The 20,556-nt window shown below is 64.3% G+C and carries 15 protein-coding genes; 7 read left to right on the top strand and 8 right to left on the bottom strand.

Annotated elements, in window-relative coordinates; genetic code table 11:
• Window positions 1-33 precede the first annotated feature (33 nt).
• From LZC95_32445 to LZC95_32415, 7 genes are all read left to right on the top strand, one after another.
• A complete protein-coding gene (locus tag LZC95_32445) occupies window positions 34-657 on the top strand; it encodes a TetR family transcriptional regulator (protein ID WXA91153.1) in 624 nt (207 codons plus the stop codon).
• Between the two features lie 26 nt (window positions 658-683).
• On the top strand, window positions 684-1,013 hold the full coding sequence (locus LZC95_32440; protein ID WXA91152.1) for a hypothetical protein: 330 nt from the start codon (window positions 684-686) through the stop codon (window positions 1,011-1,013).
• Window positions 1,014-1,122: 109 nt separating this feature from the next.
• Window positions 1,123-2,787, top strand: coding sequence for a DUF1592 domain-containing protein (locus tag LZC95_32435; protein ID WXA91151.1), 1,665 nt, complete (start codon window positions 1,123-1,125; stop codon window positions 2,785-2,787).
• Window positions 2,788-2,790: 3 nt separating this feature from the next.
• Window positions 2,791-4,155: a DUF1552 domain-containing protein gene (locus tag LZC95_32430; GenBank protein WXA91150.1), complete on the top strand. Its 1,365-nt coding sequence runs from the start codon at window positions 2,791-2,793 to the stop codon at window positions 4,153-4,155.
• Window positions 4,156-4,333: 178 nt separating this feature from the next.
• A complete protein-coding gene (locus tag LZC95_32425) occupies window positions 4,334-6,373 on the top strand; it encodes a TonB-dependent receptor (protein ID WXA91149.1) in 2,040 nt (679 codons plus the stop codon).
• A 1-nt stretch (window position 6,374) separates the two neighbouring features.
• On the top strand, window positions 6,375-7,805 hold the full coding sequence (locus tag LZC95_32420) for a hypothetical protein (GenBank protein ID WXA91148.1): 1,431 nt from the start codon (window positions 6,375-6,377) through the stop codon (window positions 7,803-7,805).
• Window positions 7,806-7,825: 20 nt separating this feature from the next.
• Window positions 7,826-8,302, top strand: coding sequence for an antibiotic biosynthesis monooxygenase (locus tag LZC95_32415; protein WXA91147.1), 477 nt, complete (start codon window positions 7,826-7,828; stop codon window positions 8,300-8,302).
• On the opposite strand, the gene meaB is transcribed toward LZC95_32415, so the two are convergent.
• From meaB to LZC95_32375, 8 genes are all read right to left on the bottom strand, one after another.
• On the bottom strand, window positions 8,266-9,279 hold the full coding sequence (meaB, locus tag LZC95_32410) for a methylmalonyl Co-A mutase-associated GTPase MeaB (GenBank protein WXA91146.1): 1,014 nt from the start codon (window positions 9,277-9,279) through the stop codon (window positions 8,266-8,268). The genes LZC95_32415 and meaB overlap by 37 nt on opposite strands.
• The gene (scpA, locus tag LZC95_32405; protein ID WXA91145.1) at window positions 9,276-11,429 is read right to left on the bottom strand and encodes a methylmalonyl-CoA mutase; all 2,154 of its coding nucleotides are present in this window, start codon (window positions 11,427-11,429) and stop codon (window positions 9,276-9,278) included. The genes meaB and scpA overlap by 4 nt, the downstream gene beginning before the upstream one ends.
• On the bottom strand, window positions 11,426-12,898 hold the full coding sequence (locus LZC95_32400) for a methylmalonyl-CoA mutase family protein (GenBank protein WXA91144.1): 1,473 nt from the start codon (window positions 12,896-12,898) through the stop codon (window positions 11,426-11,428). The genes scpA and LZC95_32400 overlap by 4 nt, the downstream gene beginning before the upstream one ends.
• Before the next feature lie 13 nt (window positions 12,899-12,911).
• Window positions 12,912-16,367, bottom strand: a complete 3,456-nt coding sequence (locus tag LZC95_32395; GenBank protein WXA91143.1) for a methylmalonyl-CoA mutase family protein — start codon at window positions 16,365-16,367, stop codon at window positions 12,912-12,914.
• Window positions 16,368-16,427: 60 nt separating this feature from the next.
• Complete coding sequence (locus LZC95_32390; GenBank protein ID WXA91142.1) at window positions 16,428-18,614, bottom strand: hypothetical protein; 2,187 nt, start codon at window positions 18,612-18,614, stop codon at window positions 16,428-16,430.
• Between the two features lie 46 nt (window positions 18,615-18,660).
• Entirely contained in the window at window positions 18,661-19,257 is a 597-nt protein-coding gene (locus LZC95_32385; protein ID WXA91141.1) for a hypothetical protein, read from the bottom strand.
• Between the two features lie 262 nt (window positions 19,258-19,519).
• A complete protein-coding gene (locus LZC95_32380; protein ID WXA91140.1) occupies window positions 19,520-19,900 on the bottom strand; it encodes a hypothetical protein in 381 nt (126 codons plus the stop codon).
• A 77-nt stretch (window positions 19,901-19,977) separates the two neighbouring features.
• Entirely contained in the window at window positions 19,978-20,535 is a 558-nt protein-coding gene (locus LZC95_32375) for a hypothetical protein (protein ID WXA91139.1), read from the bottom strand.
• Window positions 20,536-20,556 lie beyond the last annotated feature (21 nt).

The raw sequence follows: 20,556 nt of genomic DNA, 5'->3' as shown, positions 1-20,556 counted from the left end.
ACGCTCCGATGACGCGGTGGTAACGTGCCGCCCGTGCCGAAAGCGTCCTCTGCGCCGCCTGGCCGCCCTCGCGGGCGCCCGGGCAAAGCACGGCCTGCCCTGTTGGAGGCCGCCATCCGCGAGTTCTCGGAGAAGGGCTACGAAGGGGCAACCACCGCGGGCATTGCACGCCGCGCGAAGTCGACGCAGCCGCTGGTGCATCACCATTTTGGCAGCAAAGAGCAGCTCTTTCGCGCCGTGTTGGATTCGCTCTTCGGCGAGCTTCGCGCGGCCGTGTTGCCGGACGGCGCCCACCTCGAAGCGCCCAGCGCGCTGGTACGCCGGTTCACGTTGTTCACGGCGAGGCGGCCCGAGCTGGCGCGCATCTGGCTCATCGAGAACGCAAAGCGCGGGCGCCACGCGACCTACATCATGGAGAAGCACATCATCCCGCTGACGGATCGCCTGCGCCCGCTGCTCGAGGTGGCCATGGCCGCGGGGGCCTTTCCCAAGATGGACGTGCCGTTGCTCTTCTACGCCGTGCAGGGGCTTGCGAGCTATCCATTCCTGGTGCCCGAGCAGGTGCGACGCCTCTCCGGTTGCTCGGCGAGCAGCCCCGAGTTCGCGGAACAGTACACCCAGACGGTGCTCGCCATTCTGCGCTTCCCAGCGGACTAGTCGCGCCGGCCTGCTATCCTGAGGGCATGGCGGAAGAGACGAAAAAGGCAGCCCCTCTGGTGCGGTTGGTCCAACGCCTGGGCCTCGCCGCTACTCACGATTCGGGATCGGCCGGCCGGAGCGACGCACTCGCAACCGAAAAGAGCCAATCACTGGACGCGCCCGCACCCCCTCGCGACAAGCGCATTCGCTTAGGCTCCCTCTTGTTCACCGTCGACGTTCAAGGCCGCGTCGAGACCGATCAAGAAGTCGCCACCTACTCCGCCCGCGCCGAATGCCGCCGCGACGGCCCCGAGGGCGTTCCCCACGTCGTCGTCAACGAGAACCGCCGCCAGTGGAAAAAGAAGGGCGAATAGGCAGTTCCTACTGCCTTCTCTGACTTCGCGTTAAGGTCACTCATGTGACGTATCGGGCATTTGCCCGCGACAATGTTGTCATAGACGCGGCAGCATCATCACCACGGCCGTGGCCGAATTTGGCTGTGGTACGGCCTATGCGCTCGCGCGCGGTACCGTGCAGATCCCGTCCAGCGCTGGGCTTATCTTGGTCGTAGCCGTCATGGGAAGCGCGCTCGCGTGCGCGGAGGATGACCATGGCCCACCATCGTCGTCGGACACGGAGGTCGGCACGTATCGGCGGCTGCGGCGTCTCAGTGTGAGAGAATACACGCGCGTCGTGGCCGATCTCCTGGGCGAGGACATCGATCCCAAACGTTTCACGGGAGAATCGCTCGACACCGGTTACGACAACGGACCGGCGAACCTTACCATTTCCGACGAGGAGCAGGTTTACGAGTCGCTGGCCTTCGAGCTCGGAGGCGTCGCGGTGCAGAAGCATTTGGATCGCGTGCTGGGGCCATGTGTGGTGACGGTCCAAGGCGAAGCCGCCTGCAAACGAGCCTTCTTCGAGGGCTTCGCCACGCGTGCCTTTCGGCGGCCGCTCGAGCCCGACGAGCGAGCACGCATGGAACGGCTTTTCGACGAGGCCCGCACCATCGGAGGCGGGTTTTCCGCGGCACTCGAGACCACCGTTTCCGCACTCCTGCAATCGCCTGGGTTCCTTTACAGAGAGGAACTCGGCGGCGCGCCTGCCGGCTCGACGGTCCATCTCACGCCGTACGAAATGGCCTCCGAGCTCTCCTTTTTCCTCACGGGCTCGATGCCCGACGACACGCTCCTGCAGGCCGCTCGCGATGGGACTCTTTCGACCCCCGCCGACTTGCGACGCGAAGGGGCGCGTCTTCTGGCGACGCCGCGCGGACGCGAGCAGCTTGCACACTTTCTCGATGGATGGCTGGTCACGACGCGCCTCTCGGGCACGACCAAGGACCACGCCGCATATCCTGCCTTCGACGCCAAGCTTCTCCAATCGATGCGTGAGGAGCTCGATCGCGACTACGCCGATGTCATGGCGAACGGCGGTACGCTCCAGGACTTGTTCACGTCGAACGTCTCATTCGTGGATGGCCGGTTGGCTCGACTCTATGGTCTACCGGCACCCAATCCCGATGCCAATGCGTTTCAAAAGGTAAGCCTCGACCCTGCCACGCGCAGCGGCATCATGACGCGCGCCGGATTCCTCACCGTCAATTCGGGATACGATTACTCGAACCCGATCGAACGCGGTATTTTCGTTCGCAACGCCGTTCTCTGCATACCACCGCGTCCGCCCCCGCCGAACATTCCTCGCAATCCGTCCGCCGACGGCGCAAAGACGACGCGCCAGCGATTCGAGCAGCACACGGCCAATCCTTTTTGCCAAACGTGCCACCAAGGGATCGACGGCGTGGGTTTCGGTTTCGAGCAATTCGATGGGCTCGGCGTACTTCGCACCTCGGAAGATGGGGTGCCCGTGGATACATCGGGATTTCTCCATGACAGCGGCGACGCGGATGGGCCCTTCCTCGGCGTGGCGCAACTCGAAGATCGCATTGCCCAAAGTGCACAGATGGACAAGTGCTTCGTGCGGCAAATGTTTCGATATGCCATGGGCCGCGGCGAGAATGCGCGCGACCAGGGTTCTCTGAGCAACTTGTCGCGAGGCTTTTCCGCGCAGACCCCCATTGGGGAGCTCGCGTTGCGCATCGTCGAAGACCGCGCGTTTCGAGAGCGCACGAAGGCGGAGGAATAGACCATGGCACGCACCATCCATCGCAGACCGTTGCTGCTCGGACTCGCCAGCGCCCTCTCCGTATCGGCTGTCGGGCGGCGCCTCTTGAGCGATCAAACGCAGGCAGCACCGGTGAAACGCCTCGTTCTGCTCATGCAGAACAATGGAACGCAGCAGTCTCGGTTTTGGCCCGCGGGCTCCGCCTTCACGTCTCCGATCCTCGAGCCGCTGGTGCGCGATCCCGCGATTGCCAAGCGGACCATGGCCGTCAAAGGGATCTTCATTCCCCGCGACGCCAATGGAACGAGTGCCAACGAGCACGATATGGGCTTTGCCCGCATGTTCACCGGCGCCAAACTCCTCAACGTCGGCGGACAGCCCTGGGGAGGAGCCGCTTCGGTCGATCAGATTGTCGCCCGCCATTGGCAGGTCAAGTCGTTGAACCTGGCCATTCTCGCGTCGAGCGTCGAGCCGAAGCCGAAACCGGGATTCGATCATCGGCGCTCGTTCTGTTACCTCGGGCCGGGCCAGCACAAGCTGCCGATCGTGAACCCGTACGACGCCTACGTCTCGTTGTTCTCCGATTTTCCAAAGATCGACGACCCAGTGGCGCGGACCAAGCTTTCCCTTCGCATGGCCGCGCTCGGCGCCGTTCATGACCAATTGCAGACGGTTCGAGACAAGCTTGGTCAGGCGGAGCAGGCGAAGCTGGATTTGAACCTATCGTCGGTGCGCGATCTCGAGACCCGGCTGCAGGCCATGCGCGATGGGCAGTCGCCCCCTGGTGCCAAGTGTTCGCTCCGGCCCGCGCAGTCGAAGGACTACAGCCAAACGCCGTCGCTCCTGCTGAACGACGAAAGTGCGATTCCCGAGATGGCGACGACCATGCTCGATCTGATTGCGGCATCCCTCGCCTGCAACGTGACGCGCGTGGCGACCATGCAATTCGGCTACGGCGGAGGCAAATGGCGATACGCGTGGGAAGGTCTCAATCGGGACTTTCACGGACGCGTCGCCCACAGCGACACCTCCGACGCCGGGAGCAGCCCGACGAACACGGATCGCGTCGTTGCGGTCAATCGCTATTATGCCTCGCAAGTGGCATATCTTGCCGCGAAATTGAACGCCGTTCCCGAGGGAGAGGGCACGATGCTCGATCATACGTTGATCGTATGGGCCAACGAATTCGGACGCGGCGACCATAGTCTGAACAACGTACCGATCGTGTTCGTAGGCGGCCCCGCGAGCGGCATGACCACGGGCGGCCGTGTGGTCGACGCGGGCGCGCAGACCTTCCAGCGCGTGGGGTGCACCATCCTGAACGCCATGGGCGTGCCTTCCGCCGGCTTCGGGGACGAGCCCCAGTGCGGACCACTGCGCGGCGTATGATTCGAGGCTAGCGAGCGGGAGCACGTTATGGCAAAATCGTGCTACTGCGACAAAAAGCCCGATGGACGTTTGGTTCGTCGAAGGGTATCAACGGCGACGGACTCGCGGTCGATCGATGACTCTTCGTGGGCGGACGTGCGCCGGTTTCGTGGCCGGTGGGGTTTTGACGATCGGAGCCATGTCTCCGGTTTTTGCGCAATCCAGCGCGCCATCTTCTACACAATCCGAGCAGGCCGCGGACGTGCAAGTGACGGGGCGGCGCAATCCGTCGGTGGGCTCGCGCATGCGGGAGCCGCTTCGCGATGTCCCTGCCACGGTCAATGTCGTGACGAATCGTGACATCGAAGAGCGCGGCACGGTCGACGTCGTGGGGGCGCTGGCGTGGGTGCCTGGGGTGCAGCCGCAGCTCGAATATGGTGGTTTCACATCCATGACCATCCGGGGGTTCGGCGACTATACGACCCTCGTCGACGGCTTTCGTGATGCGCGATTCCAACTCGTGGGCTCCGCTCCGACCGGTAATACGGCGGGCATCGATCGCATCGAGGTGCTGAAGGGGCCCGCGTCGGCACTCTACGGGTACGGCGGTATCGGAGGCTTGGTCAACTTCATTCACAAGCAGCCTTCGAGGCGTTTCGGTTACGAAGGCTCGCTTTCGCTCGGCGGCCCCTCGGCCTTGCGTCGCGCGACCATCGGGGTGACCGGTCCGTTGGGCGACACCCTCGCTTTTCGGGCCGACGCCGGCGTCGTCGACGACGACAACTTTCGCCGAGCTCGCTCGTCGAATGCCAACGTCATGAGCGCCTTGGAATGGCGTCCCAGCGAGCGTCAACGCATCCTTCTCCGTGCGAGCTACCAGAAGGTCCACTTTTCGACGGATACCGGACTTCCGGCCGAGCAAGGATCGGTTCCCGACGGCATCCCACTCGATCGCCGTTTCAACACTCCCTGGGACTACCTCGACGGCTCCTTCTACGACGCACAAATCGAATATTCGTATGCTCCAATCGATCGCGCCAAATGGGTTGCGCGTCTCGGGTTTAGCCACAATCCGTATGAATACAAATCGGCGGAATTTCTCTCCGTCGGTGTCGATCGAACGGTGAATCGGCAATGGTTCGCGCTCGGGCACGAGTGGAACCAAGTGTCGCTCCAGCTCGAGGGGCATTGGCGCGGGAAAATCCTCGTCCCGCATCGCGCCCTCGTCGGGTACGACTTTGGATATACCCTTTCGCACCATCCTCGTTTTGCCCTCGATGATACTAACCTCGCGCCGCTCCCATTTGGAGATGCGATCGACCCTCAAGGCGATTACGCCACGAACAAAATCGGGCGCCGCACGCAACATCAAATGACGCACGGCGTGTTCGCCCACGATACGATGCAAATCGTCGATGGGGTGAAGCTCGCCGTGAGCGGCCGTCTCGATCGATGGGGCTACGATACGGAAACGAGGATCTACGCCACACCCGAACGCCCCGCCTCGGAAACGTCGGTCGATCGCGATGCGTTTGCGGCGACATTCCGGACTGGGATCGTCCTGCAGCCGAGCGCATGGCTCACCTTTTACGGCGTTGCGGGGACCGCGTTCACGCCGGTGCGGACCGTTCCTGCCGATGGCAGCACGTTGGATCCCGAACGAGGGCGTCAATATGAATTGGGCGCCCGCGTGGATGCATTCGACCGGCGGGTGCACATCGATCTTGCCGCGTACAATCTGCAGAAGACCAACGTGGTCGTGGCACGGCGGGCGGGCGTGTACGATCAGGCCGGCTCGCAGACGTCGCGCGGTATCGAAGCCAGCGTCACCGCGGAGCCCATCGAGCCGCTCTCGCTCCGCATTGGGTACGCGTACACGCTGGCCCGCTACGATCGGTATGCCTCGCCGGATGCCGATTTTGCGGGAAAGACGCCGCCGTATGTGCCCGATCATTCGCTGACCGCGTGGGGAACTTGGCGCTTTCCGTGGGGGCTCGGGGCAGGGGCTGGCGTTCGCGTGGTCGGCGATCAATGGGCGAACGTGGAAAATACCGTTCCCATGCCCGCGTATGCGCTCGTGAGCGGCGCCGCGTATTACACGGTTGGTCATGTCGAGTTCGCGCTCAATGTCGACAATGTCTTCGGTGCGGAGCGCTACTTCGTATCCTCGATCAATGGCACCCAGATTACGCCGGGGGCACCGCGCACGGTGCTCTTCACCCTGAGGATCAAGTCGTGAGATGATCCGGTGGCTCGCCAGGGTGCATCGATGGCTCGGCGTTCCCATGGCGCTTCTGGTCCTCGTGTGGTTCGTCTCGGGAATCGTCATGGCCCTCGGCGGCGGCTTCCCCGAGGTGACCGAGCGCGATCGCCTCGAGCGGGGAGGACCGTTGGCCTTTCTTCCCGATGCCGCCCTGGCGTTTCCTGCCGATATCGAAGTAGCGGGCGCCGTCCGCATCGTGCCGCGATTGGGAAAGCCCACCTGGGAAATCGAATCTGCCCGCGGGCTCGTGCAGTACGATGCCGCGTCCGGGGTTCGCCTCCCAGCGCCGTCCTACGCCGACGCCCGGGCGCTGGCGCGCCAGTGGCTCGGAACCGAGCTCGAAGTGGCGGCCATGGTGCACGCACCCGACACATGGACCCCGCGTGCAGAAGCCCAGGGCTGGCTTCCCATGCTTCATGCCGCGGCCCCCGACGGCTCGGAGGTCTACGTCTCGCTCGCGAAAGGGCGCGTGGTGCAGCACAGCACCGCGCGCGCCCGCCTCCTGGCATGGCTCGGTGCCATTCCGCACTGGGTGTACTTCGTGCCGCTGCGGCGTCACGCGGCCCTTTGGAAATGGCTCGTCATCGCCTTATCGACATTGGGCGCGTGCGCCGCCCTTTCCGGTATCACGCTGGGCGTCCTGCGCGCATATCGACATTGGGCTCGCCATGGTCGATTCGGGCCTTTTCGCAAAAGCGCATTCGCATGGCACCACGGCGCCGGTCTCACCATGGGGGCCCTCGTCTTTACATGGCTCGTCAGTGGAGCCCTCTCGCTCGACCCTTTTGCACTCGACGCACACGGCTCCCCGCGGGCGGTGGACCGTGAGCGCGCTCGGGGCGGCCGCTTCGAGCCCCGCGCGTTCGTACGCTCCGTGCGCGATGCGGCGGATGCATGCTCCCCGCACCTCGTCGTTCGCAGCCTCGAGCTCGTCCAAATTGCCGGGGAGCCGTTTTACGTGTGCCGCGAGAGCCCTGTCCGAGCCATGGCGCTTTCGGCATCGCGCGAAGATCCGCCGCTCACGCGGCTCCCAGCCCCATGGCTCGAGCGCGAAATCGCGGCGATCACCCTCGATGGCGCCACCCGCGTCACCGAGCTCGAAGTGCCCGATGCCTATTATTACCCAACGCACTTCAATCCGGATTTGCCATTCCCCGTGCTGAAGGTCGAATCGGGGCCCGTCGTCCATTACATCGACGAGACCACCGGCCGCATTCTGCGTCGCCACGATGCAACGAGCCGCACGTACCGATGGCTCTATCATGGCTTTCACAGCCTCGACCTTCCATCCCTTCTTGCCCGCCCGCGCCTCTGGTACGCGGTCATCATCGTCCTATCCATCCTGGGCGCAGTCGTTGCGGCGACGGCAACGTGGCTCGCCATTCTGCGCGTGCGCCGTTTCATGTAGGCTCACAGTGGGAGGCCTTCATGAACCGCACGCAATCTCTCGTTTCGTTGGTTGCCTTGGGCGTATCACTCGTAGCGACGGCCTGTACGCCCGCATCGACGTCCTCGTCCACGTCGACCTCGGCCGCCGTTTCGCCGCCCGCTGCTCAAGCGCAGGCGCAGGCGCCGCTCATCTGTCAGGCCAAGATCGCGCGGCAATGGCGCGGAAAGACGACAAACGCCAAAGCCGATGAATATGCGGCGTACTTGAGTGACGCCATCAAGAAGTTTCGCACCATCAAAGGAAACCTCGGTTACCAAATGATGCGCGAAACCGTCGGCGCCGAAACGCACTTCTCGGTCATCAGCTATTGGGAATCGCGTGAGGCCATCAAAGCCTATGCCGGCGAGGACATCAGCCGCACGCGCGTCGCTCCGCGCGATCCGGAGTTCATCATCGACCCCGAGATGACCGTGAAGAACTACGACCTTGCCGGGGCCGACATCGGCTGCAAATAGGCCGCGAACAGCGCGTCGACCGCGAGCGGCGGGGTCGTGCGGCCGGCGCGCACGTCGGCTTCGAGCTGCGGAAGCCGGCTTTTCACCTCGGGGTGCGCCAGGAAGGTTCGCTCCAGGCGCTCGAGAATCAACGACTGCATCCATGCCCGCTGTTGATCGGCACGCAAGGCGGCAAGCTCTCCCGAGGCCTCCAAAATGCGCCGGTGCTCTTCGACGATGCCCCAGAGTGCATCCAAGCCGTCCCCGGTTTGCCCGGAAATCGACAATGCCTCGGGCTTCCACGTCGGCCGCCGGCGCGGCACGTAGCGGAGGGCTGCCTTGAGATCGCCCAATGCCATGCGCGCGCGGGCTACGTTGTCGCCGTCGGCTTTGTTGACGGCGATGGCATCGGCCAGTTCCAAAATGCCCTTCTTGATGCCCTGAAGCTCGTCGCCCGAGCCGGGCAGCATGAGCACAAGGAAGAAGTCCACCATGTCCGACACCGCGACCTCGCCCTGGCCGACGCCCACCGTCTCCACGAGGATCACGTCGAAGCCCGCGGCCTCGCACAGAAGCATCGTCTCGCGCGTGCGGCGTGCGATGCCCCCGGGGGAGAGGCCGCTCGGTGTGGGTCGAATGTACGCGTTGCGCTCGAGCGAAAGGCGGCCCATGCGCGTCTTGTCGCCCAGGATGGATCCGCCGGAAACGCTGCTCGAGGGATCGACGGCGAGCACCGCGATCGTCTTTCCGCGGCCGAGCAGGCGCATCCCGAGTTCGTCCACCAGGGTGCTCTTTCCGACGCCGGGCACACCGGTGATGCCGACGCGAACGGCCCCGCCCACATGCGGCAAGAGGCGCGTGAGAAGCTCCTGCGCCAAGGCGACGTCGGAGGCTGCGCGGCTCTCCACCAAGGTGATGGCGCGGGCCAGCACCGCGCGATCGCGCGCTCGGACGCCCTGCTCGTACTCGTCGAGGGAGAGGCGCCGCCGGCTCGTCACGGGGCGTCTTCCCCGTGCGCCTGCTCGAGCCGATCGAGCAACGCGCCCGCGGCCTCGGCGATGACCGTGCCCGGGCCGAAAATCTCCGCGGCCCCGGCCGCGCGCAGCGCAGGGTAGTCGTCCGGCGGAACGACACCGCCCACGACGACGAGGATGTCCGGCCTTCCCAGCTTGGCCAGCGCCGCCCGCAACGCCGGCACCAAGGTCAAATGGCCCGCCGCGAGCGAGCTTGCCCCGATGACGTGCACGTCGTTCTCGACGGCCGCGAGGGCCGTCTCTTCGGGCGTCTGAAAGAGAGGCCCAATGTCCACGTCGAAGCCGAGATCGGCGAACGCGGTCGCGATGACCTTCTGCCCGCGGTCGTGCCCGTCCTGGCCCATCTTCGCCACGAGGATGCGCGGCCTGCGGCCTTCGCGCTCGAGGAAGGCCTGCGTGCGCGTCCGCACCGAGCTCACGGCGTCCGAGCTTTCTCCCACCTCTCCAGCATACACCCCGGCAATGGCTTTGATCTCCGCCTGGTGACGGCCCCACGCCTTCTCCAGCGACATGGAAATCTCGCCCACCGTGGCGCGTGCGCGCGCGGCGTTCACTGCGAGCTCGAGCAGATTGCCCCCACGCCCCTCGGCGCATGCGAGCAGCGCATCGAGCGCGCGTTGCACTTCCGCGCCGTCGCGCTCGCGTCGCAGCTTCTCCAGCCGCTCGATCTGCGTGCGCCGCACCGCTGCGTTGTCCACCTTGAGGACCGGGACGGCCTCGTCCGTGGTGGGGCGATATCGATTGACGCCGATGATGGCCTGTCGTCCCGAGTCGATGCGCGCCTGCGCGCGGGCGGCCGCCTCCTCGATGCGCAGCTTGGGCACGCCCGCCTCGATGGCCTTGACCATGCCGCCGAGCCCTTCCACCTCGGCAATGTGGGCCCGCGCCCGCTCCGCCAGATCGTGCGTGAGGCGCTCGACGTAGTAGCTGCCGCCCCACGCATCGACGGGCCGGCACGTTCCGGACTCGAGTTGCAATTGCAACTGCGTATTGCGAGCAATGCGCGCGGAAAAGTCGGTGGGCAGGGCCAACGCCTCGTCCAGCGAGTTGGTGTGCAGGCTCTGCGTGTGCCCCTGCGTGGCCGCCATGGCCTCGATGACGGTGCGGACGACGTTGTTGTAGACGTCCTGCGCGGTGAGCGACCAACCCGAGGTCTGGCAGTGGGTGCGCAGGGCGAGGCTCTTGGGGCTCTTCGGCGAGAAGCGCGACATGAGCTCGGCCCAGAGCAAACGCGCGGCGCGCAGCTTGGCCACCTCCATGAAGAAGTTCATCCCGACGGCGAAGAAGAACGACAGCCGCGGCGCGAACGCGTCGACATCCATGCCGGCCGCGATGCCCGTGCGCACGTATTCGATACCATCGGCGAGCGTGTACCCGAGCTCGAGATCGGCCGTGGCCCCGGCCTCCTGCATGTGGTAGCCGGAAATGGATATCGAATTGAACTTCGGCATCTTCTGCGAGGTAAATGCGAAGATGTCCGCGATGATCTTCATCGAGGGCGCGGGCGGATAGATGTACGTATTCCGCACCATGAACTCTTTGAGGATGTCGTTCTGGATGGTGCCGGATAGCTTGGCCGGTGCCACGCCCTGCTCCTCGGCGGCGACGATGTAGAGCGCGAGAATGGGCAACACCGCGCCGTTCATGGTCATCGACACGCTCATTTTGTCGAGCGGGATGCCATCGAAGAGCAGGCGCATGTCCAGAATGGAGTCGATGGCCACGCCGGCCATGCCGACGTCGCCGGAGACGCGCGGATGATCGCTGTCGTACCCGCGGTGCGTGGCCAGGTCGAATGCGATGGAGAGGCCCATCTGGCCGGCGGCGAGGTTGCGCCGGTAGAACGCGTTGGACTCTTCGGCGGTGGAGAAGCCGGCATACTGGCGCACGGTCCAGGGCTTCTGCACGTACATCGTGGGGTAGGGGCCGCGCAGGAACGGCGGGAAGCCGGGCAAGGTACCCAGGTGGGCGACGCCGCCGAGATCGGCCTCGGTGTAGATGCGCCGATGGGGAATACCCTCGGGGGTATCCCATCCGTCGCCTGCTGCCGGCGGCGCGACCGGGACCTTTACGGCGTCGAAATCGATGTCAGCGAAATTGGGAAGGCTCCTCATGATGCACCGTCCAGGAGAGCGGAGAGGATTGCGACGGCATCGCACCCGACGTAAATGAAGCCGTCGATGCCCGCATCGCGGAGGGATGCTTCGAGGGCGCCGGGTCTTCCGGCGAGAAGGACGCGGGCGCATCCAGCGGCCTTGAGCTTCTTTGCGCGCTCCGCCGCTTCGGCCGCGTACGCGTCGTCGGTGCCGCAGAGGCAGACGATGGCCGCTTTCTCATCTTGCGCACTTTCGCGGGACGAAATGCCACCGGCGGCGAAGAACCCCGCCGCAAAGCCCGCGCGCGGACGCGACTCCGCGAAGCTACCCAGCGTCAGCAACAGCGCCTCCGGCGGATGCCCCGCCGCCTCCGCCCGCGCGCGAAGCTCCTCGAAGACCGCCGCGTCCCGATGTGTTCCGGCGTCTCCCGGGGGAGGAGTGGGGTGGGGGAGCCGCTCCCGCAAGTTGGCAAACTCGGACACGCCGAGAATGGGCATCTTGCGCGTGGCGATCGCTTTGAGCTGCGCCTTCCAATTCGCCTCGAACTTGGCCGCGAGCCGGCCGCTGCGCTCGGCCTCGGCGATGCCGCCCTCGCGCTCGATGGCGCGAAACCGATTCCACGCTTCGCGCGCGAGCGTGTCGGTGACCGTCTCGAAGTAATACGAACCGCCCGCCGCGTCGGCGACTTTGCCGAGAAAGCTCTCCTCGCGCAGCACGAGCCCCGTGTTGCGCGCAACGCGGTGGCCCAATGCGGAGGGCACACCGCCGAAGGCCGTATCGAAGGCTATCGGGGTAACGAGATCGGCCCCTCCGAGCACGGCGGAGAAGACCTGGGTCGTCACGCGCAGCATGTTCACCCAGGGATCGCGCACCGTGAGCGTGCGCGACGAGCACACGGCATGGACCAGCGGCATTTCGCGCACACCGGCCGCGGCGAGCAGCTTTTGCCAGCACACGCGCAGCGCGCGCACTTTGCAAAGCTCGACGAAGGTGTCGCGTCCGACGGCGATCTGCACAATCGGCTTCGATGTGCCATCGGCCTCGAGCGACCGTACGGCGAGTGAGAGCGCGATGGCTATCTCGTCCGCCGCGTCGGCGCCGGCCTCGTGGTACGCCAAGGTGGAGAGGACGTTTTCATCCAGTACGAAGGACGTATTCTTCAGTTCTTCACGCTCGAGCGCTCCGTCGGGGATCTTCCCACCTGCGATCCACAGGGCATCGGCCCCTTGGGCCACGTCGGCGACCAATGTCGCAACATCGACGCCCGCGGGGTGCCGCATGCAAATGCGAAAAGCTCCCCCACCCCACAGTTTTCCTTGCGGGGGTGGGAGCCGATGATCCGGTCGCTCGGTATAGAGCGGAGCAACGGAAAGGCCTTCCAGGGCCTGGTGCACGAGCACCTTGTCGAACGGCTTGCCGGCGAGCTCCTTTTCGACGAGTTTTCGCCAGTCGGAGATGGTCACGGGCTTCGCAGGTGAAAGCGGCATGTCTCGTTTCCCATCACATGTTTCTGCGGTATTGGCCACCGACTCGGTACAGTGATCCCGATAGCTGCCCCAAGGTGCATACCTTGCAGGCTTCCATCAGCGCTGCAAAGACGTTGCCACCGTCCAGCGCCGCCCGCTCGATGGCGGCCAAGGCCGGGGGCGCCGCCTTCTCGTTGCGCTTCCAAAAGGCATTGCGGGCCTCGATGGCGTACTCTTTCTCGTCGGTGGTCGCACGGATGACCTCCGGCGGCGTCACCGTGGGCGAGCCCTTCGGATCCAGGAACGTATTCACTCCGACGATGGGCAGCTCCCCATTGTGCTTCAGGGTCTCGTAATACAGCGACTCCTCTTGAATCTTGGACCGCTGGTACATCCGCTCCATGGCCCCGAGCACCCCGCCGCGCTCGGAAATCGACCGAAACTCCGTCAGCACTGCGGCCTCGACCAGATCGGTCAACTCCTCGACGATGAACGAGCCCTGCGTCGGATTCTCGTTCTTCGCGAGCCCGAACTCCTTCGTGATGACCAACTGAATCGCCAGCGCCCGCCGCACACTCTCCTCGGTCGGCGTGGTGATCGCTTCGTCGTACGCATTCGTATGCAGCGAATTGCAATTGTCCATCAGCGCCAACAGCGCCTGCAACGTCGTCCGAATGTCATTGAACGCAATCTCTTGCGCGTGCAACGACCGCCCCGAAGTTTGAATGTGGTACTTCAGCTTCTGCGAGCGCTCGTTCCCATTGTACTTGTCGCGAATGGTCCGCGACCAGATGCGCCGCGCCACCCGCCCGATGACGGTGTACTCGGGATCCATCCCATTCGAGAAGAAGAAGGACAGATTCGGCGCGAAATCGTCGATGTGCATTCCGCGCGATAGATAATATTCGACGAAGGTAAACCCATTGGCCAACGTGAAGGCCAATTGCGATATGGGATTCGCGCCCGCCTCGGCGATGTGGTAGCCGGAAATCGACACCGAATAGAAATTCTGCACCCGGTTGTCGATGAAGTACTGCTGAATGTCCCCCATCATCCGCAGGGCGAATTCCGTCGAGAAGATGCAGGTATTCTGCGCCTGGTCCTCTTTCAGAATGTCGGCCTGCACCGTGCCGCGCACCTGCGACAACGTCGCCGCGCGGATCTTCTCGTAGACCTCACGCGGCAAAACCTCGTCGCCCGAAACGCCGAGCAGCATCAGCCCGAGCCCGTCGTTCCCCTCGGGGAGCGGACCCTGGTAGCGCGGACGCGGCAGCCCGCGTTCCGCGTAAAGTGCGTCGATCTTCTTTTCGATCTCGGCCTCTTTGCCCTGGCTCTTGATCCACTTCTCGCAACCCTGGTCGACGGCCGCGTTCAAGAAGAAGCCCAGCAGCATCGGCGCAGGCCCGTTGATGGTCATCGACACCGAGGTCGCCGGATTGGCCAAATCGAAGCCGGAATACAGCTTCTTCGCATCGTCCACGTTGGCAATGGACACGCCCGAGTTGCCGACCTTGCCGTAGATGTCCGGCCGGGGATCGGGGTCTTCGCCGTACAACGTGACCGAGTCGAACGCCGTCGAAAGCCGCTTTGCGGGCAGGCCGCGGGAGACGTAGTGGAAGCGCCGGTTGGTGCGCTCGGGGCCACCCTCGCCGGCGAACATGCGCGCCGGGTCTTCGTTCTCGCGCTTCAGCGGAAAGACGCCCGCGGTGAAGGGGAATTGCCCGGGCGGGGCCTCGCGCAGAAGCCACGTGAGGATGTCGCCCCAATCTTCGTATTTGGGCAAGGCCACCTTGGGAATGCGCAAATGCGACAGCGTCTCGGAAATGAGATCGAGCTCGATGACCTTGTTGCGCACCTGGAATTGGTACTTCGCGGCCGCATAGCGCCGCTTGGTGGCGGGCCACTCGTCGAGGAGCTTCTTGCACTCCGGTGCGAGGCGCGATTCCAAATCGCGGTAGAGGCCCTCGAGCTCTCCGAGGTACGACGGCTCCTCGGTCGTGCGTTGCGTGACCTGCACCACGTCGTCGGCGCCGGTGGGCTCCACGATCTCGAGGCTCTTCTTGCCGATGTTCGCGCGCAGCGTCTCGATGGCGCCGTGCAGCTGGTACATCCTTCGCGCGATGGCCGCCTGGGCGCGCACGAAGGCGTCGTACGCTTCGCAGGTCTCCACGATCTCGGCGAGGTAGCGGGTGCGCTCCGGCGGGATGATCCAGCGCTTTTCGCTCATGCCCTCGGTGAGCGAGCCGTTCGGCGCGAGCGGCGCGCTCGTCTTTTTCGCCAGCACGGACATGATGGTCCGATAAAGGCGGTTCATGCCCGGATCGTTGAATTGCGAGGCGATGGTTCCGTAAACGGGAACGTCGTCGTCCGGAATGGTGAAGGCGTTGTGGTTGCGGCGCCACTGCTTCTTCACGTCGCGCAGCGCATCGAGCGAGCCGCGCTTGTCGAATTTGTTGATGGCGATGATGTCCGCGAAGTCGAGCATGTCGATCTTCTCAAGTTGCGTCGCCGCGCCGTATTCCGCTGTCATCAGATAGAGTGACACGTCGGCGTGCTCGGTGATTTCCGTGTCCGACTGCCCGATGCCCGACGTTTCCACGATGACCAAGTCGAAGCCCGCCGCGCGGCACACCTCGATGGACTCGCCCACGTGCTTCGAGAGCGCCAAATTCGACTGGCGCGTGGCCAAGGAGCGCATGTACACGCGCGAATCGTCGATGGAGTTCATGCGGATGCGGTCGCCCAAAAGCGCACCGCCCGACTTGCGCTTCGACGGATCCACCGAGAGCACGGCCACCGTCTTGTCCGGCGTGTCCGCGAGGAAACGTCGCACCAACTCGTCGACGAGGCTCGACTTGCCCGCGCCACCCGTGCCGGTGATGCCCAGCACGGGGATCTTTTTGTCGGGCTTGGGAACGGTGGCCAGCGCCGCGCGCAGGCGGTCCCCCGCCTCGGGGAAATTTTCCGCGATGGTGATCAGCGCCGCAATCGTTGCAGGCTCGCGCTGTTGAAGGCGCGCGAGCAGCGGCTCGAACTCGGGCGAGCGCTTGGCGAAGTCACACCGCTGGAGAAGGTCGTTGATCATGCCCTGCAGGCCCATGGCCCGCCCATCGTCCGGCGAATAAATCCGGGATACGCCGTACGCGTGCAGCTCCTCGATCTCCGTGGGCAGGATGGTCCCGCCGCCGCCGCCGAACACTTCGATCTTCGCCCCGGCCTGGCGCAGCAGATCGATCATGTACTTGAAGTACTCGACGTGGCCTCCCTGGTACGACGTGATGGCGATGCCCTGCACGTCCTCCTGAATGGCCGTGTGCACAATCTCGGCGACGGACCGGTTGTGGCCGAGGTGAATGACCTCGGCCCCGGAGGCCTGCATCAGTCGGCGCATCACGTTGATGGCCGCGTCGTGCCCATCGAAGAGCGATGCAGCACTCACCAGCCGGACGTGATGTTGGGGCTTGTACGGAGAGGACGTCGAGGCGGACATACAATGTCTTTACCCCGATCGGTAGAGACGAATCCACTGCCCATCTACCCGCAGAGTTCGTCAGGATCCGCCGACGACCGCCACCGTCTCGGTCGAAGCCACGTTCCCGGAGTGATCCCGCACCGTCGCCTTGATTCGCAGCCGCGTTCCCGCCGCCAATGATGACGTGTCGTAAAAGACACGGTACGGCGCGTTATCGTCCGTGCCGATGGGCGTCCACGCTTCCGTGTCGCTCTTGCGCACGGCGAACGTGACCTCCGCGAACGTGTCCTGATCCAAATCGACGCGGAATTCCTTGCGCCCGCGGATCTTCGACTCCGCCGTCGGCGTCACGAAGACGATGGCCGGTGCCGCCGTGCGCGCGGGCAGCTTGGCATCCGCACGCAGAACGACAGCGCCGAAGGCGGGCACCTTCACCGTCAACACCTTGTCCTTGTTGGACGCGGCGCTCTCGAGCGCCGTGGGGTAGATGCTCCGGAAAAAGCCGTTGGCCGTGTACACGGGGAAGCTCACGCTCTTGGCTTCCTTCGCGTTGTTGAGCGCCACCACGTATTCGATCTGCTCCGTGCGATCGATGCGCGAAAAGGCATAAATCCCTGCCCCGGCGCTCGACGCCCGGTGAATCTGCGCACCGCGATGAAGGGCAGGGTGCGCATTCCGGAGCGCCGCGAGCGTGTGGAATCCTTGATAAAGCGGATGCGCCGGCTCGTAATTGTCCTTGGCCGTCGTCGACGTGGTGCCAATCAGCTTGTTGTCGTTGTACGACGCGACCTTGCTCGCGAACATCGTCTCGCGGGCATCTTTGTCGCCGCCGTCACCGGTGAAGCCTTGCTCGTCGCCGTAATAGACGATGGGCATTCCGCGGGCGAAGAACATGAGCGCATGCCCGAGCTTGTCGCGCTGTACGAGCTCGTCGTCCTTCGCCGCGGGGTTGTCCGTCTTCAGGAAGTACCCGAAGCGCCCCATATCGTGGTTGCCCAGGAACGTGGGCGCCGCGTACGCGTTGGAGTCCGCATCGATGTAGTAGTCATCGCTCGCGAAGAACTCGCCCAGGCCATCGCTGGTGCCGTTCGGGTTGGACGCAAACTCGCGCGCAGCCTTTTGAAAGGCGAAATCGAGCACGGCCTGGAACTTCGCCACGCTGGTGAAGTGCGAGAGCGCCTCCGCCGTTTTCGGCTCGCTCACCTCGCCGAACATGAAGAAGTCTTTCTTTCCTTCAGCTCGGGCGTAATTCAGGACTTCCGGCAGGAACTGCTGCCAGAACTCATCATTCACGTGCCGCGCCGTATCGATGCGGAAGCCGTCGATGCCGACGTCGTGAATCCACTTCTTGTGAATGTCGATCATGCCCCGCACCACCTCGGGGCGCTCGGTGAACAGATCGTCCAAGCCGAAGAAGTCGCCGTAGAGCGAATCCTCGCCGGTAAAGGTACTATCGCCCCGATTGTGGTACATCGTCGGGTCGTTGAGCCACGCGGGAACTTTGACGGTGGCATCCGCGGGTTTGCCGAACACGGGGCCGTAGGCAAAGCTCTTGTCCGCAGAGAGCTGCGGGAACGTGCTTCCACCGGCGTAGTCCCGATCGTCGAACGGGCGACCCTGGGCATCGCGGTACGGGTAGGCGGTCTTGCTGCGATATCCGTACTTGTTCTCGCGGTACGAGATGACGTCCGCGGTGTGGTTCACGATGATATCGAAGTAGACCTTGATGCCGCGCTCGCGCGCGCCCTGCACGAGGCGCTTCAGGTCCTCGTTGGTGCCGAAGTGCGGGTCGACCTGCGTGTAGTCGATGGTCCAATAGCCGTGGTAGCCCGACGACGAGCCGGCGATGGTGCCGTTGCCCTGGACCGCGCGGTTCTTGAAGATGGGGCCCATCCAGATCGCGGTGGTGCCGAGCCCCTTGATGTAGTCGAGCTTGGAGATGACGCCGGCGAGATCGCCGCCGTGGTAATAGCCCTTATCGCTGGGCAGATATCCATGGTCGAGCGCCTGACCAGGGATGCCGCCCGTATCGTTGGCCGTGCTGCCATTGGCAAATCGGTCCGGCAGGACGAAATAGAAAACATCGTGATGGCCAGTTCGAACGCTCGGCAATGCGTCGCTTGCGCCCGCACCACCGTCACCGTTCGGGGCTGCGGCGTCGATTTCGCGCTGGTTGTGCGGCAGCGTCGTATCCGACGGCGCACAGTCGAAGGCACCAAACGACGCGGCGAGAAGGCCGAGCGATACGATTTTTCTCGTGGGCATTGCAGCCCATCCTAGCCGACTTAGCCGTTGCGGATAGGCTTTCGATCTAAACGGAAATCTGCCCGGACGTCGACGAGTTCACCTCGTGCAGCGACAGCTTTTTTGCCGCTTTGCACACGGTAGCCGTCAAAAGCGCGAGCAACAGCGCCATCGCGACCCAGAACATCCACGAAATATGATGGCCACGCGCCGCGACCACGTGCAGCGCCGTCGGCGGGTCGACGTCATCATCGTCTTCGGGAAGGACGAGCGTGGCCGCGGGCAGCCGCACCCGCACACCATTCATCGGTGTGTCGGCCTTCCAACTCTCGACCACCGGCGCCGCCTTCGGCCAAACCACCGGCGCCGGCGCGACCGACGCGACCGGTGCGACCGACGCGACCGACGCGACAGGCGCGCTGGCCTTGGCCGTGGCGGCCCGTTCCGCGGCTTCGGCGCGGGCCATCACCTCGCGGACGGCCGATTCGGGAAAAATAGGGGTAATCAGCGAATCGAAGAGAAGCGGCGTGTGACGATCGCCGTCGTTCTCTCCGGGGAGCATGTCGAGCGTCGCTTCGGACCACTCGTCATGCGGGTCATGCGGATCGATCGGCAACGGCCCGCTTTCCAGAGGGGGCCGCTGGGGGGAGCGGCCAACCCTCATGGTGTGCGAGTCGTGTGAGGTGGGTGATGATGGCGAATGCGAAACGCTACCGAACTGGTGTTTCTTGGCAATGCTCATGGAGTTTTCGAGTCGCGAACGGGTGATACGCACGCACACGAAGATCTCATTCTCTAATTCGAATTAACGACGCCTCCATGAGCTGTCAAATGCGACTATCGCTTTTTTGCGCAGGAGAATTTCCTAGCGGCACCGTGCTTTTTCGCACACCCCCACCCCCACCCGGCCATGCGGCAGGCGCCGGTCAGAACTCGATCGTCGCACCCTCGGTCAGCACGAAATTGCCTCCCTCCGCACCTTGCGGCGTCGTCACCCGCTCGTGCGCGTAGAAGCCCTGCGCATCGGCACCTTGCACGTTCGGACGCCACGTATTTCCGGCCGCGCGCACGAGGGTCGGGTACCCGTCGGTGCTGTAGGCGAAGAGCCCCGTCGTTTTGCCGGTGATGCGATTGACCCCGGGATCGCTTGCCGTTCCCAAATCGGCCTGACCATTCCACACGAGCACGGCGTAGACCTGCCCGGTGACGGTGCTTTGGCGTAGGGCGACCGTCGAGCCTTCGCGGCTGTCGATAGCGCGCTTCGCCGACACCGTCGTACCGGAAATGCGTCCCTTGGCCCCGCTCATGAACGCGATTCCGTACTCGTGGCATCCCTCGAGGGCGCTGTCCTCGATGTCGAGACGGCCGCCTGCCGAAATGGCCCCTATGACGGTTTTTTGATGGTGGACCGCCGGAAGGTCAGTCCGGCCGTGCTCGAACCAACGGCGACGCCGGCACCGCTTTCGTTGACCAGCGCGCTGTCCTCCACGGTGGCGGAGGCATGGTCTCCCACGGCGACATGACTCGAACTGCAAGCGTCGGAAACGGAGGGGCGACTCATCGCGCTCCCCGTCACCGTGCCCACGGCATCCTCGAGGAGCGCGATGCTTGCGGTGCCCAGGTCGGCCAGCGAAACATTCGACACATGGCCTTTGGCATGGCCGGTGAGGGCGATGCCGATCAGGCTGGTGCACTGGTCGGCGCTCAGCGGAGGGTCGATGGTCCCGCGGATGGAGCCGCCGCTCATCTGCAGGCTGACCTGGTCACCGGCCAGCAAGCCGACGCCGGACAGGCGATCCATGGTGACATCCTTCACGGTGGCCCGCGTCTGCGGAGGCGGATCGTCGGAGTTCGATTCGCAGCCGGCGGTCCACGGAACGAGGGTGCTAAAGCCAAGTAAGGTAATCCAGAATCGAAATGAGAAAGACGTAAGTGAAGTCATGATTGTACGTCACGTCATCGC

The organism is Sorangiineae bacterium MSr12523 (assembly GCA_037157775.1).
Lineage (GTDB): Bacteria > Myxococcota_A > Polyangia > Polyangiales > Polyangiaceae > Pendulispora > Pendulispora brunnea.
The sequence above is the reverse complement of the archived record's forward strand: the minus strand, read 5'-3'. Positions and strand labels throughout refer to the sequence as shown.

What these genes read in the sequence shown, in the direction of transcription:
- scpA (WXA91145.1), bottom strand. Translation starts at nt 11,429, where the DNA reads ATGAGGAGCCTTCCCAATTTCGCTGACATCGATTTCGACGCCGTAAAG.
- LZC95_32400 (WXA91144.1), bottom strand. Translation starts at nt 12,898, where the DNA reads ATGCCGCTTTCACCTGCGAAGCCCGTGACCATCTCCGACTGGCGAAAA.
- LZC95_32380 (WXA91140.1), bottom strand. Translation starts at nt 19,900, where the DNA reads ATGAGCGGGGCCAAGGGACGCATTTCCGGTACGACGGTGTCGGCGAAG.
- LZC95_32430 (WXA91150.1), top strand. Translation starts at nt 2,791, where the DNA reads ATGGCACGCACCATCCATCGCAGACCGTTGCTGCTCGGACTCGCCAGC.
- LZC95_32375 (WXA91139.1), bottom strand. Translation starts at nt 20,535, where the DNA reads ATGACTTCACTTACGTCTTTCTCATTTCGATTCTGGATTACCTTACTT.
- LZC95_32395 (WXA91143.1), bottom strand. Translation starts at nt 16,367, where the DNA reads ATGTCCGCCTCGACGTCCTCTCCGTACAAGCCCCAACATCACGTCCGG.
- LZC95_32425 (WXA91149.1), top strand. Translation starts at nt 4,334, where the DNA reads ATGTCTCCGGTTTTTGCGCAATCCAGCGCGCCATCTTCTACACAATCC.
- LZC95_32420 (WXA91148.1), top strand. Translation starts at nt 6,375, where the DNA reads ATGATCCGGTGGCTCGCCAGGGTGCATCGATGGCTCGGCGTTCCCATG.
- LZC95_32390 (WXA91142.1), bottom strand. Translation starts at nt 18,614, where the DNA reads ATGCCCACGAGAAAAATCGTATCGCTCGGCCTTCTCGCCGCGTCGTTT.
- LZC95_32440 (WXA91152.1), top strand. Translation starts at nt 684, where the DNA reads ATGGCGGAAGAGACGAAAAAGGCAGCCCCTCTGGTGCGGTTGGTCCAA.
- LZC95_32415 (WXA91147.1), top strand. Translation starts at nt 7,826, where the DNA reads ATGAACCGCACGCAATCTCTCGTTTCGTTGGTTGCCTTGGGCGTATCA.
- LZC95_32385 (WXA91141.1), bottom strand. Translation starts at nt 19,257, where the DNA reads ATGAGGGTTGGCCGCTCCCCCCAGCGGCCCCCTCTGGAAAGCGGGCCG.